At 54.6% G+C, this 22,683-nt stretch carries 16 protein-coding genes; 6 read left to right on the top strand and 10 right to left on the bottom strand.

Going from position 1 to position 22,683, the window contains the following annotated elements; translation table 11 throughout:
• Positions 1–7 precede the first annotated feature (7 nt).
• The 6 genes from ACLHIJ_RS01400 to metG form a co-directional block, all read right to left on the bottom strand.
• Positions 8–1,855: an ABC-F family ATP-binding cassette domain-containing protein gene (locus ACLHIJ_RS01400; protein ID WP_411298324.1), complete on the bottom strand. Its 1,848-nt coding sequence runs from the start codon at positions 1,853–1,855 to the stop codon at positions 8–10.
• Positions 1,856–1,916: 61 nt separating this feature from the next.
• On the bottom strand, positions 1,917–2,819 hold the full coding sequence (locus ACLHIJ_RS01395) for a 4-(cytidine 5'-diphospho)-2-C-methyl-D-erythritol kinase (RefSeq protein WP_411298323.1): 903 nt from the start codon (positions 2,817–2,819) through the stop codon (positions 1,917–1,919).
• 4 nt (positions 2,820–2,823) lie between these two features.
• Entirely contained in the window at positions 2,824–3,762 is a 939-nt protein-coding gene (rsmA, locus tag ACLHIJ_RS01390; protein ID WP_411298322.1) for a 16S rRNA (adenine(1518)-N(6)/adenine(1519)-N(6))-dimethyltransferase RsmA, read from the bottom strand.
• The gene (locus tag ACLHIJ_RS01385; protein WP_411295930.1) at positions 3,762–4,961 is read right to left on the bottom strand and encodes a G5 domain-containing protein; all 1,200 of its coding nucleotides are present in this window, start codon (positions 4,959–4,961) and stop codon (positions 3,762–3,764) included. The genes rsmA and ACLHIJ_RS01385 overlap by 1 nt, the downstream gene beginning before the upstream one ends.
• Before the next feature lie 282 nt (positions 4,962–5,243).
• On the bottom strand, positions 5,244–6,194 hold the full coding sequence (locus tag ACLHIJ_RS01380) for a TatD family hydrolase (RefSeq protein ID WP_411295931.1): 951 nt from the start codon (positions 6,192–6,194) through the stop codon (positions 5,244–5,246).
• Between the two features lie 12 nt (positions 6,195–6,206).
• Entirely contained in the window at positions 6,207–8,036 is a 1,830-nt protein-coding gene (metG, locus tag ACLHIJ_RS01375) for a methionine--tRNA ligase (protein WP_411298321.1), read from the bottom strand.
• 100 nt (positions 8,037–8,136) lie between these two features.
• On the opposite strand from metG, the gene ACLHIJ_RS01370 reads away from it, so the two are divergent.
• Positions 8,137–9,144: an isochorismatase family protein gene (locus ACLHIJ_RS01370; protein WP_411295933.1), complete on the top strand. Its 1,008-nt coding sequence runs from the start codon at positions 8,137–8,139 to the stop codon at positions 9,142–9,144.
• 402 nt (positions 9,145–9,546) lie between these two features.
• Here ACLHIJ_RS01370 and rsmI read toward each other — a convergent pair whose 3' ends face one another.
• Positions 9,547–10,377, bottom strand: coding sequence for a 16S rRNA (cytidine(1402)-2'-O)-methyltransferase (gene rsmI, locus ACLHIJ_RS01365; protein WP_411295934.1), 831 nt, complete (start codon positions 10,375–10,377; stop codon positions 9,547–9,549).
• A gap of 400 nt (positions 10,378–10,777) precedes the next feature.
• Positions 10,778–11,935: a metallopeptidase family protein gene (locus ACLHIJ_RS01360; protein ID WP_411298320.1), complete on the bottom strand. Its 1,158-nt coding sequence runs from the start codon at positions 11,933–11,935 to the stop codon at positions 10,778–10,780.
• A gap of 117 nt (positions 11,936–12,052) precedes the next feature.
• Between ACLHIJ_RS01360 and ACLHIJ_RS01355 the strand changes: the two genes are divergently transcribed.
• From ACLHIJ_RS01355 to ACLHIJ_RS01345, 3 genes are all read left to right on the top strand, one after another.
• Positions 12,053–14,005 carry a dolichyl-phosphate-mannose--protein mannosyltransferase gene (locus tag ACLHIJ_RS01355; protein ID WP_411295936.1) on the top strand — a complete coding sequence of 651 codons (1,953 nt, stop codon included), beginning with the start codon at positions 12,053–12,055 and terminating at the stop codon, positions 14,003–14,005.
• Positions 14,006–14,119: 114 nt separating this feature from the next.
• Positions 14,120–15,391 (top strand): O-acetylhomoserine aminocarboxypropyltransferase/cysteine synthase family protein, encoded by a 1,272-nt coding sequence (locus ACLHIJ_RS01350; protein ID WP_411295937.1) that lies wholly within the window; start codon positions 14,120–14,122, stop codon positions 15,389–15,391.
• Between the two features lie 179 nt (positions 15,392–15,570).
• A complete protein-coding gene (locus ACLHIJ_RS01345) occupies positions 15,571–15,915 on the top strand; it encodes a DsrE family protein (RefSeq protein WP_411295938.1) in 345 nt (114 codons plus the stop codon).
• A 358-nt stretch (positions 15,916–16,273) separates the two neighbouring features.
• Here the strand turns inward: ACLHIJ_RS01345 and ACLHIJ_RS01340 are convergent, their stop codons facing one another.
• Both ACLHIJ_RS01340 and ACLHIJ_RS01335 read right to left on the bottom strand, forming a co-directional pair.
• Positions 16,274–17,527 carry a class I SAM-dependent methyltransferase gene (locus ACLHIJ_RS01340; protein ID WP_411295939.1) on the bottom strand — a complete coding sequence of 418 codons (1,254 nt, stop codon included), beginning with the start codon at positions 17,525–17,527 and terminating at the stop codon, positions 16,274–16,276.
• The gene (locus ACLHIJ_RS01335) at positions 17,497–18,573 is read right to left on the bottom strand and encodes an aldo/keto reductase (protein ID WP_411295940.1); all 1,077 of its coding nucleotides are present in this window, start codon (positions 18,571–18,573) and stop codon (positions 17,497–17,499) included. The genes ACLHIJ_RS01340 and ACLHIJ_RS01335 overlap by 31 nt, the downstream gene beginning before the upstream one ends.
• 231 nt (positions 18,574–18,804) lie before the next feature.
• On the opposite strand from ACLHIJ_RS01335, the gene ACLHIJ_RS01330 reads away from it, so the two are divergent.
• Both ACLHIJ_RS01330 and ACLHIJ_RS01325 read left to right on the top strand, forming a co-directional pair.
• A complete protein-coding gene (locus tag ACLHIJ_RS01330) occupies positions 18,805–20,109 on the top strand; it encodes an AI-2E family transporter (protein ID WP_411298319.1) in 1,305 nt (434 codons plus the stop codon).
• Positions 20,110–20,376: 267 nt separating this feature from the next.
• Positions 20,377–22,650 (top strand): HtaA domain-containing protein, encoded by a 2,274-nt coding sequence (locus tag ACLHIJ_RS01325; RefSeq protein ID WP_411298318.1) that lies wholly within the window; start codon positions 20,377–20,379, stop codon positions 22,648–22,650.
• Positions 22,651–22,683: the final 33 nt, after the last annotated feature.

Below are 22,683 nucleotides of genomic sequence, written 5' to 3'. Positions count from 1 at the left end.
CGGTAGCCTAGCCCTCAAGATCTTCCACAATCTCAAACCATTGAGTTTCCAGCTCAGCAATCTCCATCTCGATCTGCCTGGCCCGACGCCCCAGCTCAGCAATCTCCTCATATTGCCCCTGCGCCACACATTGCGCCTGAGCACTCCCATTCTGCGCAAGAAGTGCCCGCTGATTTTCCATTTTGCGTTCCAACGTCGCTAAACGTTTACGCTGCTGACGTTCATAGGCCGAGCGGGTCAGCCCCTGAGTCTTATCCGTAGTTTCCTGAGTTGCCGTGCGCGCATTAGGCGTCATCTCTGCTTGAGAGGTCGCGCTGCTGCTGAGCTCCAGATATTGCGTCACACCCCCAGGTAAATGGCGCAACTGGTGGTCAATCACCGCATACAAAGTATCCGTCACGCGCTCCAAAAAATACCGATCATGCGAAACGACGATTAACGTCCCTGCCCACGAATCCAATACGTCCTCAATCGCCGCTAAAGTATCGGTATCCAGATCATTCGTCGGCTCATCAAGAATGAGCACATTCGGTTCACCAAGCAGTAACCGCATAAATTGCAATCGACGACGTTCCCCGCCGGATAACTCCGCCACCCGAGTCCAGGCCCGCTCGCGCGTAAAACCCATCTGCTCAACAAGTTGCGCCGCAGAAAGCGTCTTATCCCCGACCTGTATGTAACGAGCTATATCAGAAACCGCCTCGACAACCCGACGATCAGCGATCTCATCAATCGCGCTCGTATCTTGATCCAATACGGCACTGATGACCGTCTTTCCCACGGTAATCATCCCGCGAGTCGGCTGTAACTGCCCACTCAGCAGCCCTAATAACGACGATTTTCCTGCTCCATTCGCTCCCAGAATCCCTATGCGCTGCCCTGGGGCTAGCCGGATAGTGACCCCACGCAACACCATCGGATCGCGGTTCGTCCAGGAGAAATCGACATCCTCGACGTCGATCACTTTCTTACCGAGTCGCGCCGTCGCCAACTTCGCTAACTCAATGGAATCACGCGGTGGCGGCTCATTAGCAATCAGCTCATTAGCAGCCTCAATGCGGAATTTCGGTTTTGAGGTTCGCGCTGGCGCACCCCGACGCAACCAAGCCAATTCCTTACGCAGTAGATTCGCTCGTTTTTCTTGTGCTTGTTGCGCCAAACGGGAACGTTCGGCACGCTGCAACACGTATGCCGCATACCCACCCTCATAGGTCTGCACAGTGCCGGCTACTGGCGCTCGACCGCCAGGGCCATCGTGCCCAGGAACAACATCCCAAAGTTGCGTGCATACCGTATCCAAAAACCAGCGATCATGCGTGACGACCACCAGCGCTCCGACCCCACGACCAAAGCGATCATTCAGATAACGTGCCAAGAAATCAATACCCGAGACATCGAGATGATTCGTCGGTTCATCCAATACCACCACTTGCGCGTCCTGAACCAAGGTGGCAGTGAGTGCCACCCGCCGCCGCTGCCCGCCAGAAAGCTCGTTGACCCGCCAATCGAGATCCACATCCGGCATTAATCCCTCATGAATCTGCCGAATCCGCGCATCCGAAGCCCATTCAAAGGTCGCACTATCCCCATGAATCGCCTCACGTACCGTGATCTCATCTGCGAAATCATCACGTTGGCTGAGCACCGCCATTCGGGTGCCACCGGTCACCGTCACCCGCCCGGAATCTGGCTGCCACTGCCGTGTCAGTAACCGCAATAAGGTAGATTTTCCGCTGCCATTCGGGCCGACGACACCTATCCGATTACCGTCAGCTAAGGAAAGGTTGACATCACCAAGAATGGGCCGCGATCCACGTGAAATAGCAACATCCTCGCAGTTGAGAATATGCGCCACTAGCTGTCATCCTTTCGTTAAAAATCTGCCCTATTACACTCGCCCCACGGCAAGAAACCATCTAGCGCACATGCGCACCGGCAGCCGGACCAGTTGCCCCTAAGATCGTATGCTCTGGAAATCTCATCCGCGCTATTTTCACAGCATCCGTTAGCTCATGTGGTTCAACAAGCACGGCGATAGTCGGCCCCGAACCCGAAACAATAACCCCATGACCAATATCGCTTAGGGATTGGCACATCTGCTCTAACTCCGGGCGTAAGGAGAATGCCGCCGGAGCTAGATCATTGCGCAGTAGCGCCGCGACTGCGCGCAGATCCGTGCCTGATAGAGCCTGACGAAGCTCCTGAGTGGACGCGGGCGCTGCCGCCTGCGGGTAGAGCCGATCAAACTCCCGAAATACCTGCGGAGTTGATAGCCCCTCATGAGCTAAGACGATCACCCAGCTATGCATATGACCCGGAGGAATTGCATGCAATAGTTCCCCACGACCTGTGCCATGCGCCAAGCCGCCATGTAAAGCAAAAGGCACATCCGAGCCAAGTTCACCAGCAATATCAGCGAGCTCGCGCGATGATAACTGCAACTGCCACAGCTCATTCAAAGCCAATAACGTGCCAGCCGCGTCGGCTGAACCACCAGCCATCCCGCCAGCAACCGGAATACGTTTTGTTACCTGAATGTGAGCCCCATAGCTTGACCCCTGATCTGCCGCCCTACTGGCATAGCGTTCGCGCAATAATATGGCGGCTCGCATAACCAGATTTCGTTCATCGCACGGCAAATCGCTGCCTAAGCCGGTTATCGACATCGACAGATCCGGCGCCAATGTGGCCTCAATATCGTCGAAAATATCTAAGGATTCAAAGACGGTATCGAGCGGGTGGAATCCATCTGGACGCGGAGCTCCAACCCGCAAGGCAAGATTAATTTTTGCGGGAACACAGACTTGTATGCGCTTCACGTGCTTATGGTAGCGAATTGGCATTGCCAAGGGCATCTGCTGTGTGGGCAATCGCCATGAAGTCATCTACTCCGAGCCGCTCTCCACGCACACTCGGATCAATCCCTGCCTGCACTAAAATCTCTTCCGCCCGCTGGGCACTGCCAGCCCAGGAGGAAAGCGCCGCCCGCAACGTCTTTCGCCGCTGCGCAAATGCCGCGTCAATCACTCGGAAAGTTGACTCCCGTAAACGTTCCGGACGTGGCGTAGCACGTCGTTCCAAATGCACCAGAGCAGAATCAACATTGGGAATCGGCCAGAAAACAGAGCGCGAGATCTTCGCCCCCTGGCGAACCTCCATATCCCAGGCGGCTTTAGCTGACGGCACACCATACACCCGCGATCCTGGGCTAGCTGCCAGCCGCTGTGCCACCTCCATTTGAACCATGACCGTCACACGGTTAATCGTCGGGCATAACTCGATTAACCGCAGGAGAACCGGAACTGCCACATTGTAGGGAAGATTCGCGACTAAAAACTGCGGATCGAAGTGGTGAGTGACCCCTGTTTCTCGGGCAGTGCTGGCGCTCTCAGCCGCCTGGTAGCACGCTTTCGGAACTGCGAACTGCTCTGGAGTTATCCGTAAGGCGTCTGCCTGGCACACCGCAAACCGCTCGTTATCCTGCGGAGCGTACTGCGCCACCGTCTGAGGTAACAGGGCTGCCAGCGGCGGATCAATCTCTACCGCACTCACCACAGCTCCGGCCTCCAGCAAAGCCAAAGTTAGCGATCCTAACCCAGGGCCGATCTCTAATACCCGATCTGCGGGACCTACCCCAGCATCTCGCACAATACGGCGAACAGTTCCACCGTCATGCACAAAATTCTGACCGAGAGTTTTTGTTGGTCGAATTCCCGCAATATCTGCGAGCTGACGGATCTGCGCTGGCCCTAACAGGGGCATTAATACCAGCCAACTGACTGCGAATGGCCCCACGCCCCGCACGGCGTGCCGTACCGACCGCTAATATATCCCAATCCCCAAGCAATCTGGGTTGCCGGGTTGGTTTGCCAATCCGCACCAGCCGATGCCATCTTCGTTCCAGGCAGTGCCTGCGGAATCCCGTAAGCGCCAGAGGAGCGATTCATCGCGAGCGAATTCCAGCCGGATTCCCGCTGCCAGAGTGCATCCAAGCAACCCCACTGATCCATTCCCCAGCCGTATCCGCCTAACATGCTCTGGGCGATGGCTCGGGAGGATCCCGGAGAGACGGGGGTGGCGTTCGCCGGCACGGAGACGCCACCAACGGGGGCGGGAGTGCCGGCTGGCCGAGTTCCCACCCGAACCACTTGAGGTTCGGCGGCTTGGGTCACGGTTTCCATCGTGAGTACCCGTGAGCTCTCCACACCGTCACGGTACGTCACCGTGAAGCTGCGCGTGCCTTGACCATCAGCACCTGGCTTTTCCACTTCTTCCTTGCCCACTTCCAGCTCATTCGTTTCTACCCGCTGAGTTGGATGCGGATCGGTAAAGGCTTCATTTACCGTCGCCGTCGTCACTCGGACGATCTGAACTGCCTGATCGGTTACCTCGCTAGATAACGGCACCGAGATTTCGTCGCGCGCACCGATTGAGATTCCGGCTTGGGCAAATGCCGCGGCATACGTCTGACCAACTGTGGCGCGTAAAGTCTTCGTCGCCCCATCGACGGTAACAGGGAAAGAGATCGTCGAACTGGGAGTCATCGTTTCCTGAGGCTGCCCAGCATCAGATGTAGCAGCTTGCGCGGGTTCTAACTGGAGTGGCCCGGAAACAGAACTTAACGGAGCAGCCACCGCGATTCCGGCAGCAACCACGGCGATTGACGCCGTACCGATCAATTGCAGATTCTTCGAGCGTGGCCGCCGACCCGTGTGAAGATTGCGCGCCCCGGAGGTCACCAATTCAAAGTTCATCTTCTCCGCATACGATGGCCCACCGGCGACGATAACGCGATTGAGAACGGGAATCTCAGCGGTGTCAGCAGATGGCGTGGATAGTTGCGCTTGTGCGGCGCGTTCTGCCATACGACGGGCACGACGCGAGCCTGGCTTAGGAGCCACGCTAAGGCGGGACGAATCAAAATCCACGCTCGGGGTGCGGTTGGAGCTATGAGCTGCCACGTATTCTCCTCATGAATCGACTAGGCATATTCCTAGCGGTCACGAATAGTGTTCCGACATAGATTGTAATCAAATCGTTATCTTCTGCAACGCAAAGTGTGCAAGATGACATCTCACCTATGCGTGTCGCTCCCGCTGAGCTCTTTCAGATACCTGACAATACCGGCCAGATATAACGCCAATATTTCACGGATATAGCAAAGAAAACAGCACGCACATTGAACGATAAAAAGCCGGATTACCAGTAATTAAATCAGTGACATCGCAAGCAAACAGCGCCACTTATATCCCGTAGACGCAACGCGTATTCTCATCGACCAAAGCACAAAAATCAGCCACATCCATCCCCCGCAAATCCGCCAAGAACTGCGCAGTATAGACGACTGCCCACGGCGCATTCGGATGCCCGCGAAACGGTACTGGAGTCAGATAAGGCGCGTCAGTTTCCAACAAAATCAACTCATCAGGCAGCTCACAAAAAGCCTGCCGAATAGCAGTATTTGCAGGATACGTGGCACTACCACCGAAAGAGCCGTACCACCCATTTTCCCGACAGATCTGAGCTAGCTCAACATCACCGGAAAAGCAGTGAAAAACCGTTTTGCTTGGAGCACCATCCGCACGTAGCACATCCACAACATCTTCATGCGCGTCGCGATCGTGAATCTGCATGGGCTTATCGACGTCTTTCGCTAATTCAATATGCGCGCGAAATGCCTGCACCTGGGCTTCCCGCCCGGCAGGACCCGTCCGGAAATAATCCAATCCCGTTTCCCCGACGGCACACACCGCATCGTCGCGTACCAGCTCAGCAACCCGCGCGAGCGCAGTATCTAAATCAATGGCGTGATGTTCACATACGCGCGGCTCTAAACCATCTGGGGCAATCTCCCGCACCCCCATGTGCATTGCGGCTTCATTCGGGTGAATCGCGATGGCAGCCCAAATCTGTGGGTACTGACGTGCCAGCTCCACCGTCCATTCCCACTCAGGCCACTCACACCCAGAAGTAATCGCTGCCCGAACGCCGCAACGCTCCATTGCTTCCAGGAGGTTGCTCAGCAATAGCGGTGGCTTCCACATGCCCGCCTCATTGCACGCCTGACGCATAACGCCATCTGGCCCAACTGGCGGATCACGTCGGATATGCGTGTGGTTATCCACAATAGGGACCGCCAGCGGCTGCGGAATATCCGGGAAGGCCCGCTTGCGATCCTTTTGCGAGGTAGTCAACGGCACGCCACCTCACGCCTTCGGCGCAGATGTATCGTCTGATAGCCCTAAGCGCGCCAGCTCTTCAGCCACTACTGACTCGTCAAGTTTGACGAACGCCGGCTTCGGCTTAGCAATCGGCGCCCCGGGTACGACCCACTGCCGCCCCCACGGGCGAACCTGCCGGTAATCGCCAGTGATGATCGGATACGGGTGACCATTATCCAGATCTTCCACCTCAACAAGCTGCGGCATAGGCGCAATATCGCCATTGCCACCCAACACTGCGTCAATAGTGTTCGACGAATGAGGCAGGAATACGCACATCATCGTATTGAGATCTGCCACTGCTTGAATCAGCGTGTGCAAAACCGTTGCCAAACGCTCGCGCTGGTGCGGCTCTTTCAACTTGAACGGCTCAGTGCGCGCCACATACGTATTCGCTTCAGACACCAAACGCATGATTTCCGCCAGTGCCGCCCGCTGCTGATGCGCCTCAATCAAGGAGCCAACCGTCGCAAATCCAGCTTCGATAGCCGACAGCAGGGCATCATCAATATCTTCACGCACGCCCGGCGTAGGAATCTCGCCAAAATTCTTCGCGATCATCGCCGCTGTGCGGTTGACCAAATTACCCCAGCCGGCCACCAACTCCGAGTTGTTCCGTCGGACAAACTCACTCCACGTAAAGTCTGCATCCTGGTTTTCTGGCCCAGCGATCGAAATGAAATACCGCAGTGCGTCTGGCTGGTAGCGTTCCAACACGTCACGCACGTAGATCACAACATTCTTCGAGGTAGAGAGCTTGCGCCCTTCCATCGTCAGAAACTCAGAAGCCACGACTTCCGTCGGCAAATTAAGCTGACCAAGCGCACCTGCTTGACCGCCGCGCGCCCCAGCTCCGTTATAGGCCAATAGCTCAGCCGGCCAGATTTGCGAATGGAAAACGATATTATCCTTGCCCATGAAGTAATACGACTGAGCCTGTGGATTCGTCCACCACAGCTTCCAATCTTCTGCACTGCCCTCACCTGCGGCTTCACGGCGGCGCGCCCATTCAATAGCTGCAGACAGATAGCCGATCACCGCGTCAAACCAGACGTACAGCCGCTTATTCGGCTTATCTTCCCATCCCGGGATCGGAATTCCCCAGCTAATATCGCGGCTCATCGCCCGTGGACGAATGTCTTTCAACAGATGCTGGGAGAATGCAATGACGTTTGGCCGCCACGAACCAGATTCTTCAACACCATCGAGCCACTGCCCTAATGCCTGTGCCAACGCAGGTAAATCCAGGAAATAGTGCTCCGTGGAGGTAAATTGCGGCGGCAATCCGGAGACTTTGGAAATTGGCTCAATAAGATCTTGCGGGTCAAGCTGGTTTCCACAGGTATCGCACTGATCCCCGCGCGCTCCCGCACAATGGCACAACGGGCAGGTGCCCTCAATATACCGATCCGGCAGGGTATTACCCGTCTTAGGGTCAATAGCGACGGCAGTTTCCTGAACGATCATATAGCCGTTATCGCGGCACGCCACGAAGAGTTCCTGCACTACATGCTCGTGATTCTTCGTCGTCGTCCGGGTAAATAAATCGTAGGACAAGCCGAGTTTAACCAGATCCTCAACGATGATCCGATTGTTGATATCAGCAAGTTCCTGCGGATCTAAGCCCTCTTTTTCCGCAGCGACCAGGATCGGGGTGCCATGTTCGTCTGTTCCCGATACCATCAGCACTTCGTGACCAGCCATACGCATATAGCGCGAGAAAACATCTGAGGGAACGCCGAATCCGGCGACGTGACCGATATGACGCGGGCCGTTTGCATACGGCCATGCAACTGCGGAAAGGATCTTAGCCATGATACAAGGTTAGAACGTTTCTCCCCATTGCGTGAAACCTGAGCCAGCGGCGTAAACTTGTTATACCCCACATTCGCGGAACTACGGAAAGGCAGGGATCATGTCTGATTCACGTCGTGCTCTTTTGATTGTCGATGTCCAACCGACGTTCTGTGAGGGCGGTTCATTGCCGGTGAGCGGCGGAAATGCCGTTGCCGAGCGCATTGCTGACTTTGTGACGGATAACGAGGATGAGTACGCCCTGATCGTCACCACTCAGGATTGGCACGTTGATCCTGGCAAACATTTCAGTGACGAACCAGATTTCGTTGACTCCTGGCCGCCGCACGCTATCGCCGACACTGCCGAAGCCGAGCTGCACGAAGCAATAGCGTCACTCGCGCTGGACGCCTCCGTGAAGAAAGGGCAATACTCTGCTGCATACTCAGGTTTTGAGGGAACAAACGACGAGGGTGATACGCTAGAGCAAATTCTGCGAGAATACAGCATTTCTGCCGTGGATATTGTTGGATTAGCCGAATCACACTGCGTGAAAGAAACCGCGCTCGATGCCTTACGGGCGGGATTCCGGGTGCGTGTCTTTTCCGATCTGACTGCTCCGGTTTCACCTGAACTTGGTGAGGCTGCCCGCGAGGAGATGGATGAGGCTGGTATTGAGCAGCTCGATTCTGAGGATGCTTTTGGTTTTTATGTCGAAGGCGAGGATATCCCCGTTCCAGGTTTAGAGCCGATGGCTGACGAGTCACGGCACTGGCATCCGGAAGACTGGTCAGATATGCAGATCGGCGATCTCGATGGCGATGGCATCCCAGACGATCTCGAAGATGACGAGTACGGGGCCGCAGATTTTGAAGATGACGAACTTCCCCCTGCGCATGACTTCGACGATTTCGCTATGGATGATTACGATGACGAATCTGATCCGGAGCTGACTGTCGATGGCGAGGACGACGAACTAGAGGTCATTGCTAACCAGATTGGGTTGAGCGAAGATCTATCGGCATACGACCTATCGGATTTTGATATTGACGTTGACGATGAGTTTGATTTCTCGGATGACGTTGATGAAGCCGATTTTGATTTCGGAGACATTGAACGGGAGTTCTAACGGATCTAAAGAGGCAGCGTCTGGCGTTTCTAGGGGGCGCTACCTATCTTTTCTACTTTTCTGGAAAGTTCGGTGTCTGTCTTTCCTAAGGGCTCAACGTCTAGCACTTCTAGGAGATCTTTCCAAAAGGTCTACTGCCTAGCTTTTCTAAAAGCCCGACGGCTACCGCTTCTAAGGAGCCGACGCTACATTCTGTACGCTTGACGCTTTCAGGATCTAAGAGTCTCACCAGCCTAAGGTCGAAACTATCAATAGCTTGCGTCCATCTGCTGAAAGCTGGGATATGGGAAAGGAACGAAAAGCGGAAGCAGGATACGGGGAAACAAAAAGAAACGCGCAAACGGAGGCGAGCGAAGGCAGAACGCCGGCTAGTGATTGTGTACGGCCGGATCTTCGCAAAGATTACGCCGTGCGATCTTCGCTAGCTGCCAATGCCAGCCGATACAGCTCGTTAGCTGCTATCTTTTCTCGATGGGCAACGTGTTTTGCTGCGTCCTTGAGGCGCAGCCCGGCGCGATGTAAGGCAAGCACTTCAGCAACGTGTTCCTCGGTGGCAAGGCGAACTGGATCCGCTCCAGCCACCACCACAGTCACTTCCCCGAGAATATCGTCTGCATGGCTGGCCAGCTCTCCAAGAGAACCGCGGCGGATCTCCTCATGTGTTTTCGTCATCTCGCGGCAGATTGCTGCCTGCCGATCTGCGCCAAAAGCGGCAGCCATTGCACGCAAACTGCCAGTGATTCGCCGCGGGGAATCAAAAAAGATCATCGTTCGGGTTTCTGATCGCATAGCGGCGAAGTACCGTTCACGCTCGCCGTCTTTACGAGGCAAAAAACCCTCGAAGGTGAAGCGATCTGAAGCCAGACCGGATAGCGCCAGCGCAGTTAACACTGCTGACGGCCCAGGCACGACTGTTACCGGCACTCCCACCTGCGCAGCTAGCGCCACCAAACGATATCCCGGATCTGATATTGAGGGCATCCCCGCGTCCGTCACCACAACAACGCGCTGACCATTTTGCGCATACGACACTAAGGCAGCACTGGTTTCTCGCTCATTATGTTCGTGGTAGGCAAGCACCCGAGCTGATAGTGGAATCTCCAAACGCCCAGCCAGATTGAGTAACCGGCGAGTATCCTCAGCAGCAATCACATCCGCGTGTGCTAATTCGTGGCGCAGCCGCGGCGAGGCATCATCGTCATTCCCTAGGGGCGTGGCAGCTAAAACGATCATGGCAGTAGCCTACTGTGCCAACACTATGCTGACCAGATTCCTTGACGGAGGGCTACATAAAACACCTATCCATCGTGACAGCCGAGCGACACCTGCCCGCAGTATCAGCTAAATAGGATAGCGGGCATTACCTGGTAAATGCCTGCGGGATCCGAGCCCGCAACCATCTCTCAATCATCGCGGGCTTATATAGGAGTATGCCCCCCTCCTACCGGCAGTAACGATCTATTCGTGCAACCGTAACGACCTATTCGCGGTTTGACCGTTCAGCCATTTTGACCAGCAATTACCCAATTACCCTAACGGTCTCGACCAGCCACAATTCAACCGTTTTGCCTCGCCTACTCGCAAAAGGCCTAGCTGCTCTGCCGGCGCAGACGCCTCCGCACTCTGGCGAGGACTATGCCCACCCCGTTTCATGCAACATCTCATCGTCAATACCAAAATGGTGCGCTACCTCGTGAAACACCGTGATACGAACCTGCTCCGCGACTTCTTCCTCTGATCGGCACATCCGCAAAGTCGGCTCACGGAAAATCCAAATTCGATTCGGCTCGGCATAACCGAAGAAATCCCCATCGGTCAATGCCCGCCCGTCGTATAAGCCAAGCAATTCTTCTCCGGCAGCGCGGGGCGTATGCTCAGGTAGCGGGTTATCTTCGATAAGAAAGACGAGGTTGTCGAGCTGCTGGGCGAAGGCTTCCGGCAACTCGTCGAGAGCCTCCCCGACGAGTTCTTCAAATCGTTGCGCGCTCATCGGGAACATCCCATCGGGATACCGCTCGTCGTCGCATAGCTCATCAGAACATTCCGCCGTATCAGACGATGATGCCGTATCAGACGATGGTTGCGTCATACATGTTGTGTTCGAGCCTGCATCTTCGAGGCACAATGATCCGTCCTGCCCACCTGGAAACGCATTACCCTCGTGCTCACCTACACGTATCTCATCATTATGCTCGCACGGGTAGGGATTGCCGCGATGCGGCGCATCAACATGCATATCACCGCTGGCGCTAGGTAACTCGCCCTCTGGTGCACAACATTGCGAGGGTGGAATATTAGTTGCCCCTAGTTCGCTATCTGCCATAGCGTTCGCGATCTCCGAGGAACTGACCGACGGATCACTTAGCTCAGGCAAGCCAATACTATCGGCAACATCTGCCACCCCATAGGGGTCAAACTGCGAACGAGGCTTATCTGAGTGGACTGGTTGAGCTGAGCGAGGTACGCGATCCGGCTGTGATAGTTGATCCGGCTGTGATAGTTGATCCGGCTGTGATGGTTGATCCGCCACCACGTGCCTTACTCCAGTGTGCCCCTCCTCAAAGAGGCGCACCCCAGCTTGCAGCGTATCAACATGCGTCATAGCAACTGACGGCTCCTCATCACCTCGCGCCGCAACACGACGTGGACTCTCGCTTCTTTCCCCGCGATTTTGCCCACTGCGTATATTGTCCGACGCATAGTCCCATCCATAGTTTTCCCTACTACGCTCGGCACGATTTTCTCCCTCGCGCTCAGCATGATCGGATGGCTGCTGCGAATGTCTCCCCATAGATTCTTCCCCTCGTCCTACCTGACAGTGTAACGAGCTAAGCGCCCGCCTCCTACTGCCCATTACAAGCTACCGTTCTTTGGCAGCGAAAAATCACTCAACCATTAGACTGGCTTCATGTCGCCAACTCAGCCTTTCCTCCTTGGTAGCGGGAAACGCGAGCGTTACGAAAATGAATTATGCGCTCGATTGGGGATTGCCCCGCGTGGGGTCACTCTCCCATATCAAGTGAAACTACATGGCTGGCTGATGACTGTGCTCATTGGCGTCATTGCCGCTCTTACCCGTTTCATTCGGCTCGGCTCCCCGCACGCTTTAGTTTTTGATGAAACCTACTACGTCAAAGGGGCATATTCGCTCCTGCATTACGGCTATGAACGCCGCTGGGAGGGCGATAACCAGAACGATCTTTTTATCCACGGCGACCTCTCTGCGCTGCGCCACGAACCAGACTATTGGGTGCATCCTCCGTTCGGTAAATGGCTCATCGCCCAAGGAATGCGCCTATTCGGCGATAACAACGGATACGGCTGGCGCTGTGCCACTGCCCTATGCGGCGTTCTGGCGGTCATGCTGGTGGTACGTATTGCCTTGCGGCTGTTCCATGCGGTCTTTCTGGCGGGTTGTGCTGGCCTTTTTGTTGCGCTTGACGGCATGGGTATCGTCTTATCACGCTGTGGTCTACTCGATAACCTGTTAGCCTTTTTCGTTCTCCTCGGATTTTGGGCGCTACTGCGAGATCGAGAGAGTCATTTACGTCAGATAGCGCAGCGCGTCGCCGCTGGTCCGGTGGTTGTGCACCATATCCCGCTACCCGACGGAAACCATCGACGTATCCTGCAACCAGCGCCCAGATGGGGTGTGCCTGGTGGTCCGCGCCCGTGGCTGCTGGCGAGCGGGCTATTTTTGGGGTTATCTTGCGCGATAAAGTGGTCCGGTATCTATGCCTTAGCCGTATTTGGGATAACCGTTTTTGTGTGGGGCAGCGCGGCCCGACGGCGAACCCACCATCAGTTGTGGCTTCCGGTGAGCGTAGTGCGCGAAGGGGTTGCAGCGTTTTTCTGGTTTATCCCCTCGGCCTGCCTTGCATACCTGCTTGGCTGGTTGCCGTGGTTTATCAATCCTCATGGATGGGGGCGCCAGTGGGCGCATAGTCAGCGTCTTGCACTGGAGCACGTAACGCACATTGGTGCGACCCACACACCGCCTCTTCTTGATCCGCTTCCGATTAGCTGGGCACCGGACGTCGTCAATTCTTTTATCCACTATCACATCCAAACCTGGCAGTTTCACACCACGCTAACCACGCCACACACTTATCAATCCCAGCCGTGGCTGTGGCTAATCCAGGGGCGTCCGGTAAGTTTTTTCTGGCGCGACGAGACGCAACTATCCGCCAGCTCCTGCCACTGGGATCATTGCGTTAGCGCAATCACGTCAATCGGAAATCCAGCTATCTGGTGGTTAGGGTTGGTTGCTTTGGGTTGCGTTATCTGGGCGGCATTGCACCGACGCGATTGGCGAGCCTGGGCCATTCTTAGCGGTTATGGCGCGATGTATCTTCCGTGGTTCCTTTACAGTCAACGCACGATTTACCAGTTCTACGCGGTGGCTATTCTGCCTTTTGTCGCTCTATCCTTAACTTTCGCGATAGCCGTTCTCACTAAATCCCTGCCGACTCGGTCTCACACTTTGCGCGATATTGAGCAGATTTTCTTCTTACCCCGCCGCCTGGTTGCACCGACGCCATATTCCGAAACAGGCCACCGAACTGCCCCTTTACCCACCCCGACTACTATCTGGCTGCTATCTCAACCCGATTTGACATCACCCACGCGAGGCTCACGCGCATTAAGACACAAAAGGGCAACAGCTACCAGCGCCGGGCAGCACCATCCCTATCCACAGTGGCGAACGTGGCGTTCCTTATCCCGAAGCGCCCGATACCTTATTGCCCTAACACTAGGACTGGTCATAGCGCTAAGTATTTTCTGGCTGCCGCTGTGGTGGGGGATTCCGATTCCGTGGCGGTTCTGGCATATGCACATGTGGTTCCCGTCATGGATATAGCCACAGGCGAAGGTCAATGCAAATCTTTCCGCGCTGTGAACATCTCATTCACCGCCAGGACGCGCGCATTAAACTGACGATACTTTTCTTTTCCCCGTCGCTAAGGAGCGTGCCATGTACGATGCCACTGAGTTAATTCATGCAGGATACCGCCCTGGCAACGGCGAACCTCGCCAATTGCCGATTATCCAATCCACCACCTACGACTACGATTCATCAGAAGCAATTGCTGCCGTATTCGATGAACCAACCCATGCGCTGATTTATTCACGCTTTGCCAATCCCACCGTGATGGCAGTGGAAGAAAAGATTGCCGCTTTAGAAGGTGGCGCCGCCGCAATGGCGACAAGTTCCGGGCAAGCAGCCACACTCATGGCCATTGTCAACCTGTGTTCTGCTGGCGATTCTTTTATTGCGTCAAGTCAGATCTATGGCGGATCAATTAACCTGTTTTCCCACACTCTCAAGCGCTTCGGTATTCGCGTTATTTACGTCGATCAGAATGCCTCAGCCGAGGAAATATCTGCCGCTTTCGAGCCGCGCACGCAAGCAGTTTTCGCTGAGGTGATCGCCAATCCCTCTATGGCGGTATTAGATATTGAGAAGTTCTCCCAGGTCGCACATGCACATGGGGTGCCGCTAATCGTCGATGCCACCTTTGCAACTCCGGTTCTATGTAAACCGATCGCTTATGGGGCAGATCTCGTCATCCATTCCACGTCAAAGTATCTAGATGGTCATGCGGTACAAGTAGGCGGAATGATCGTCGATTCCGGGCGTTTTGACTATGCAAACGGGCGTTTTCCTGGTTTTACTGAGCCGGACGAGACGTATCATGGCGTGGTCTACACCCGAGATTATCCGCAAGCGCCTAATATTATCCGCACCCGCATGCAATTGCAGCGCGATTTCGGCGCTTATCCGGCTGCTCATTCGGCCTTTTTACTGAATTTGAGTTTGGAGACCTTGGACGTCCGTATGCGGCGCCATTGTGAGAACGCTCTGCAGATTGCGCAGTACCTGGAGAGTCGAACGGACGTCATTAAAGAGGTGCGTTATCCTGGTTTGCCGTCCTCGCCATATCACGAGATAGCTACGCGTTATCTATCGGGCGGCTATTCCGGCGTGCTATGTATCGATCTGGCAGGCGGGCGCGAAGCTGGCGTGCGTTTTATGGATTCTTTGCGGCTCATTGCACGTGAGGTTCACGTCGCTGATTCGCGCAGTTGCGTCCTCCATCCAGCTTCGACAACGCACCGCCAACTTTCCGATGCACAGCTTATCGACGCTGGTATCACTGCCGGATTGGTGCGTATTTCGGTCGGATTAGAGGATGTGCGGGATCTGCTGGAGGATCTAGACTACGCCCTGAGCCAACTGACGTAGGGCGAGTTTTCATAGTATTTATCTAGGGTGCGGCTCGGTTTACCCGAGCCGCACCCTATACATTTGCATAAAGCAAGTCACCAAAATATCTTGACGCAAAGCTAATTTTGCTACACCATGGAGGTAACGGAAATCACGGTCGTTATACCGTGCGAATGTATTGTTCAAAGGGGAGATACATGTCGGATTACAAGCTCGTCTTCCATGTCAACGAAAATGATCGCTGGCCGTTCACACTGCGCTCTGTACGCAATTTCGTGCGAGCCAACCCAAGTTACGAAGCAACCGTCGTTGCCAATGGTGCCGCTGTTCGATCCTTCTCTCAGCTCGACACCGATCCGAACCGTATGGCGCGTATTCGCGGTCTAGAAAATGAGGGCGTGAAATTCGTAGTATGTTCCATCGCCCTTGAGGAACGCCAAGTCAAACGGGAGCTCATTCCCGATTACGTCACCGTCGTTCCCGCTGGAATCGTTGAAATTGCGCGCCTGCAAAGCGAGGGATACGGCTACGTCAAGGCATAACCCCTCATCTCACTAGATGACACTGTGGTCCGGCTACCAGCCGGACCACATTTTTCTTCGGCACACCTGTTGAGTGGTTTTTACTATCAGTTCTCCGTCGCCCTACCAAAACACGCAGCTACCGGAAACTGCAAGGGCTTTATACCACCACTTGTTTTACCGAGCTTCATCCGAGCAATCTCCTGCCGCCGTATAACAAAGTTGTTGTGGGGCACTACGCCGCCCAGCTATAGCAGCAATACAGCTATGGCGAACAGCAGCCGCGCAGATACCTGTTACCTGTGAGGCGGGAGGTCTAGGAGCAACGTAAGAGTAGCTCGGCTCCCCTTTATATGTGCAGGTAGCTTAGCTACGCTATCTATTCACTCCCAGTCTCATCATCCGCATCGCGCACTGCTCGCAACACTGTGAAGCGGCGATCCCGCGCGATTTGTGATACATCCACAAAATAGCGCTGAACGATTGCCCGATAGCGTAAATGACTATTGAACACGATATACAGCTCGCCCTTAGGGCGCAGGAGACGAGCTGCGGCCGCAAGCAAGGGCTGAACGCAGGTCATATCCAATGCTGATCCGGCATGAAACGGCGGATTTAAGGCCACGACGTCAGCGCTGCCTGATAATTCACTCGCCGCCGCATCATCCCAGGTTACCCGCGCATGCCCCGCACGAATCTCGGAGGCTAAACTCAACTCCGCCGAAGCAACAGCATCCGAATGTATATCAGTAGCGAGTATCTCCAATGCGCGCAGTCGGGAATCTTCGGCGCGCATATCCTGCCAGGTTCGCAAAAGCGCCAGCGAGACAGTGCCGTTTCCGCATCCTAAATCAACACACGCCAGCGCCCGTTTCACCGCGCCATCGCTCTGTGGCGGATTGAGCAGCCTGGGTAGTTCCTGGGAGACACATCGCGCCAATAGTTGCCCGCCAGGATCTGCGCCCGCCCCATGAAAGACGCCACCAACCCCGTACACCTGCCCCACCGCAGTGTGAGCCTGCGCCGGGCGATAGGGCCGAGCAGGCACTTTGAGCTCCCGAGCAATCAAAGCCCGAAATTTCCCGCGCCCGCGACTCGCATAGACCTGTGAAAAGTGTTGCGCCAGCGCGGCATTGTGCCCACGATCCATATGCTTGTTGTGTGCCCCGAAGATCGCCTTTACATCTCGCCTATGCACATCGGCAATATCGCCCGCTCCTAGATTGGAATAGCTCATCTGTAGTGCGCTAGCAAGATAGTGCAATTCAGCGTGCGACTTCGGCGTTCGCCCAATCATCACGTCCACTGACTGAGCAACGAGTGCCATATCGGGGCGCATCGGTGCGTCTATCCCACATACCGCCACATGGGATTGCACCCCTAGGTGCTGAGCATAGAGCTGCGCCTGGCGAGCTTGCGGTAAACTCCGCGACGCGATCGTCACCCGCAGCGCCCGCCCGTCAACACACAAGGAATACGCCCACCGACACAAGGCACCTGTAGGATCATCCGCAACCACAATATGCAACCCGCGCCGATCAGCGATCTCCTCACTAGCTACCTGAATAATGAGCCGATCACAGGCCGAAACCGGAGAATCGACTACTTCCGCGAGGCCGTCGCGCTCCACCACTGATTAATCCCCGATTCCACTGCGTGCTCATCAATTGCCCGCAGCTCCTCGGCGGAAAACTCCAGATTTTCCACTGCTCCCAAAGAATCATGAAGCTGCTCGACGCTCGATGCACCAATAAGGGCAGTTGTTACCGAACCATGCGATTGTTCACGCAGCACCCAGGCGATTGCCATTTGCGCCAGGCTCTGCCCCCGCTCAGCCGCTAACTCATTGAGCTGACGAACATGATCGAGAGCCTGATCGGTAAATAAATCCTTTGAGACGTTACCCCGCCCCAGGCGCGAATCGCTGGGCACACCGCTCAAGTACCTATTCGTTAACAGCCCTTGCCCGAGCGGGGAAAAGGCGATCACTCCCATCCCCTCATCTGCTGCCGTATTCAGCAGCGACGGCTCCCCATCCTCAACCCAACGATTGAGCATAGAATACGAGGGCTGATGAATAACTAATGGCGTGCCAAGCTCGCGCATAATCTCCTGAGCTTGTGCGGTTGCGGCTGCCGAATATGAAGAAATACCCGCATATCGCGCCTTGCCTGAACGAACAGCATCGTGGAGCGCCCCCATCGTTTCTGCCAAGGGCACATCTGGATCCGGCCGATGATGATAGAAAATATCGACATATTCCAAGCCCATACGAGCCAGTGATTCATCTAAGGACGTCAATAGGTAGTGCCGAGATCCGCCAAAGCCCATCGGCCCTGGCCACATATCCCATCCCGCTTTCGTCGAAACAATGATCTCATGACGATACGCCTGCAAATCTTTGCGCATGATCCGACCAAAGTTTTCCTCTGCCGAACCGTAGGGTGGACCATAATTATTTGCCAAATCAAAGTGAATCACACCCCGATCGAACGCCGCACGCACCAATTCACGCTGCGTTTGGAACGGACGATCATCACCGAAGTTATGCCACAAGCCCAGAGCAATTCTCGGCAACATCAAGCCAGAGCGCCCACAGCGCACAATCGGCACATCCTCATAGCGTGTTTTTGCTGGTAACCATTGATCTTTTGGAGAGAGATAATTTTGATTTGCCATGTCTTTATTATCTCACGACGGATTGCCTCGCATACCTGTTTTCCACAACACACATGAGGCCTCGCTGAGCCAATATAGACGGGATCAAACGCAGCGATCTGTTCATCACTGCCACCCCTTAGAAAAGGCTCAACTTTTCTTTATATTTCCCAAGTTTTATTCAGCTAATGCCCAACTCTGGTGGGCTAGAATGAGCCAAACGAAACGCGATCACGACAAGGATCAACAACTATGGGACTCTTTGCTCGTCTGCGCTCAACCAGACATACGAGTGCCAAGCAGCCTAAGACCAGCCATACCTCTCAGCAGCGCCCATTATCTACTGCAATTACCGACGAGCAGCTTGACGCAATCGCCGATAAAAAACAGGCTGGCGTTTGGGACGGCATGGTCGCTCCACCAACCTCACGACCTGGCGCTTTAGGGATCCCCCACTGGTTAGCAAAATACGGCTTAGCCTCCTGGGCCATCATCGGAATAGCGATCGTCGCTTTCGGGATCTGCCTGGTGTTATCCACCATCACGGAAGTATTTCTCGGTGTTTTCCTTGCCTGTGTATTGACCTCCGTTCTCCTACCGATCGTTAACTTCCTGGACCGTTTCATGCCGCGCCCATTGGCAACCGCGCTAGCCATCATCGGCGGTTTCGCCGTATTCGGCGGGCTGGTTAGCTACGTCGTATTTTCCGTGGCAAATGAATGGGATGATCTAGCCACCGAATTCCAACATGGCGCCGACGATGTCTTTAATTTCCTGAGCAACGGTCCATTGCCGTGGCACATATCCCGCGAACAAGCCACCCAAGCGCTATCGAATGCCGTTGCGGAGAGTACTGAATGGGTACAAAATAATTCCGGTACGATTGCCACAACTATTCTGACGAACGCCAGCCAACTTGCTGTGGTTGCCACCGTCTTAGCTCTCGCTATTTTCGTTACCATCTGCCTGCTTGCCCAAGGCTCGAAGATGTGGCTCTGGTTCTTAAACTGCCTGCCAGAGCGCAATCGCGAGCGCATCAATCTTGGCGCGTATGCCGGCTGGGTTGCTTTCTCCGGCTACGCTCGCGGAACCGTTATCATCTCGCTGTTAAACGGCACGATGTGTTTCATTTTCTTATTGCTCGTCGGCGTCCCTCTCGTTGCCCCGCTTGCCGTCCTGGTTGTAATGGGCTCATTCATTCCCCTAGTTGGCGCTCCCATTGCCATGTTCATTGCCATGATCGTCGCTTTAGCTTCGGGGGGCGCTATCAAGATGGCTATCGTCGGTTTAGGTATTGCCGGTATCGGGCAGATTGAAGGCCATATCTTCCAGCCGCTCATTATGGGCAATCAGGTTTCCCTCCATCCGGTCGTTGTGGCTATTGGCGTGGCGGCGGGTGGTTTTGCCGGAGGGCTCGTCGGTGCGGTTATCGCTATTCCTATCATGGCGATTGCTTGGTCGGCGTTCCGCACCTTGCATCAGCCCGATCCGAAGCTGAGCGCTATTCCCTACGTTCCAAAGTCGCGAGTTTTGCCTGCGCAAAAATCGCGAAACTAATTCCGCATATCTAAATACCCCTGCAGCCCAGGCCGCCAGGGGTATTTTTATGCACATGCCCGCGCTAGTACACCTAAATATTCGCGACAATTCCCTGTCGCACTGTCGCTAACTTAATAACTATAAGAGAACAGTACCCCCTGGTCACAGCCGAAAAATATATTTACCTATAAAAATTAGGTAACCCTTGCCACGATAGCCGCCATTAAGTTAGGATCGCCTAAGTTGGAAATATGCACACCAACTCATTACCCACAAGGAGAAAGAATGAGACACGCAAAAGCCGGGGTATGGCGCTTTATCTCCGCAGCCCTGACTCTATTCCTCGCATTAATCCTCACATTAAGCGCATATACAGTATCAGCATCCGCCGACGACTCCCCCGCAAACGAAGCGCCCTACGCCATAACCAAAGCAACCTTCACCTGGAATATTCGCGACAGCTGGTACAGCTATTTAACCGGCCCACACGGTGGTGCTCCCGGTAGCGTCACTCCACGCAACGGCGCTCGCATCATCCGCAAGCAACTATATTGGGGCACTGGTTACGGAAACTGCAGCACGTCAGGAAACTGCACTATCACCTATCCCGGCACATATATTTTTAAAAAACACTCCGATTCTCAAGGTGGGTATTTCCTCGACATCACCATACAAAATCTGCGCATCACGACAGAAGGTAATCACGGCTCCATACTCGCCCACACCCGTTCGCGAGATATGAACAACCCCTCCCAATATCTCGAAAATCCTGATCTTCGCCTGGCAACTTTCGAGCTCGCCACCCCTGTCAGCATCGAAAATAATCAGCTACACCTCAACGGCATTACCCCCACTATCACCCAAGATGCCGCTCCTTATTTTGGCGGAAACTACGGCGGTGAAGCAGGTAGTGCTTTCACACTAACCGCCGAGGCATACCAACCCAACACTCCTGACGCCCAAGGCATCATCCGAGAACAACAACAAGACACCGACCGTATCGACGTCAATGCCTTGCAGTGGTCCGTCATCAAAGATTTTCTACCAAAAGCCACTAAGGACAATCTCCTCTTCCAAACCGATTCCGGAGCATCCCCCGTCTCGAATTACATCGAGTTCAAGGATCCCACCGGAGTTATGGAAAACGGCGTTTTAAAAGTGACGTACCCCGGGAAACTGACGTTATACAAGAACGGGGCAGAAGCCGACAAAAAATCACCTATCTTTAGCATGTCAGGAATCCGCCTAGAAATTTCCCGACATGACCGCGGCGAAATCTATATGACGGTATCGCGCGACGCAGGAGCAGCCGAAGAAATACATTTTGGCACGTTCTATGCCCCGATATACACCGATTGGGGGCAATTCACCATACACGCTTCCAACGCCACTGTTCGCCTGGATGATAATGCCCGCCTGGAGTTGCCATATCTCGGTACTTCCGACGATGTTGCCCCATTAAACTTCCGAATCAACTTCGACTGGCTCTCTCCCGATGATGACCAACGCGCTAAAACATTCCATGCAATATATGACGAACCCCGCCCCGATTGGACGAAACGTTGGCCTATCTTCATTCAAACAACGCCAATCTACCGACCTGAGGTACCCCATGATGACGTTGTACCAAGCGTCGAGGAAGAAAACGCCGCATGGCAAGATTCACCTGCGCCAGCCGCCCATGATGGGCAGTTCATTTGGGGTATCAAGCGATCTTGGCAAAGCTACATTGGGCGTGGCACACTCGCTGACGGCCTAGAATTCAGCAATAAGAATTACATATGGCCAGCAGCAAATAACACCTCCGCACAACGCTTGGATAATGGCACTATCGTCTTGAGATTCCGCGGGAACGCTTCATGGAATGCCTATGGCGGTTTACTTGATATTGCCCTAGGCGACATCGAAGCCCATCTGCGCCCGCTCAATCCGAACGACTACACACAAGGTTTCGAGAAAGATATCCGAATCTATGGCAAGCTCGCCAGCACCAGCTCTTATCGCGATTCACATATGCTCCTCGGCGTCATCCGCGGCGATGTCACCAGCAAAGTCGCTGCCGCTGCCAATGATTCAAGCACCGCTGAACTCGCATTAAACTTGGAAAACCAGCCTTTCTACCTTGGAGAAGATCCAGCACCCATATTCATGAACGTTTACCGAGCGGGTTTACGCATGGACAACGCATCGTTTGCTGGGACAGTTCGCATACCATTTTCCGTTTCAGGATTACCGCAACCGCCTAATCCAACACCAATTTCTCCAGTACCGACGCCACAGCCTGCACCGACTCCTGGGGAAACTCCATCCCCGACGCCACATCCCAGTGGAGTGCCAAACACGATTACACCTGGCACACCGCACATTATCAACACCCTCCCGGCGCACAGTAACGCCACACCAGAAGTCAGTGGCGCAACCCTGCCACACACCGGAGCATCACTCTTTGCTATCGCTTCTGCCGCTGCCGCGCTATGCATAGCCGGTATTACGCTCAGTATCCGAGGGCATGCTCTTAGCAATACCCGCATTGCTGGAGGCGGATATAGCCACAGATAGGGATTTCATCACGCGGTTCGCCCTATCTGGCTC

The sequence above is a fragment of the Trueperella sp. LYQ141 genome, from assembly GCF_046599555.1.
GTDB lineage: Bacteria > Actinomycetota > Actinomycetes > Actinomycetales > Actinomycetaceae > Trueperella.
The sequence above is the reverse complement of the archived record's forward strand: the minus strand, read 5'-3'. Positions and strand labels throughout refer to the sequence as shown.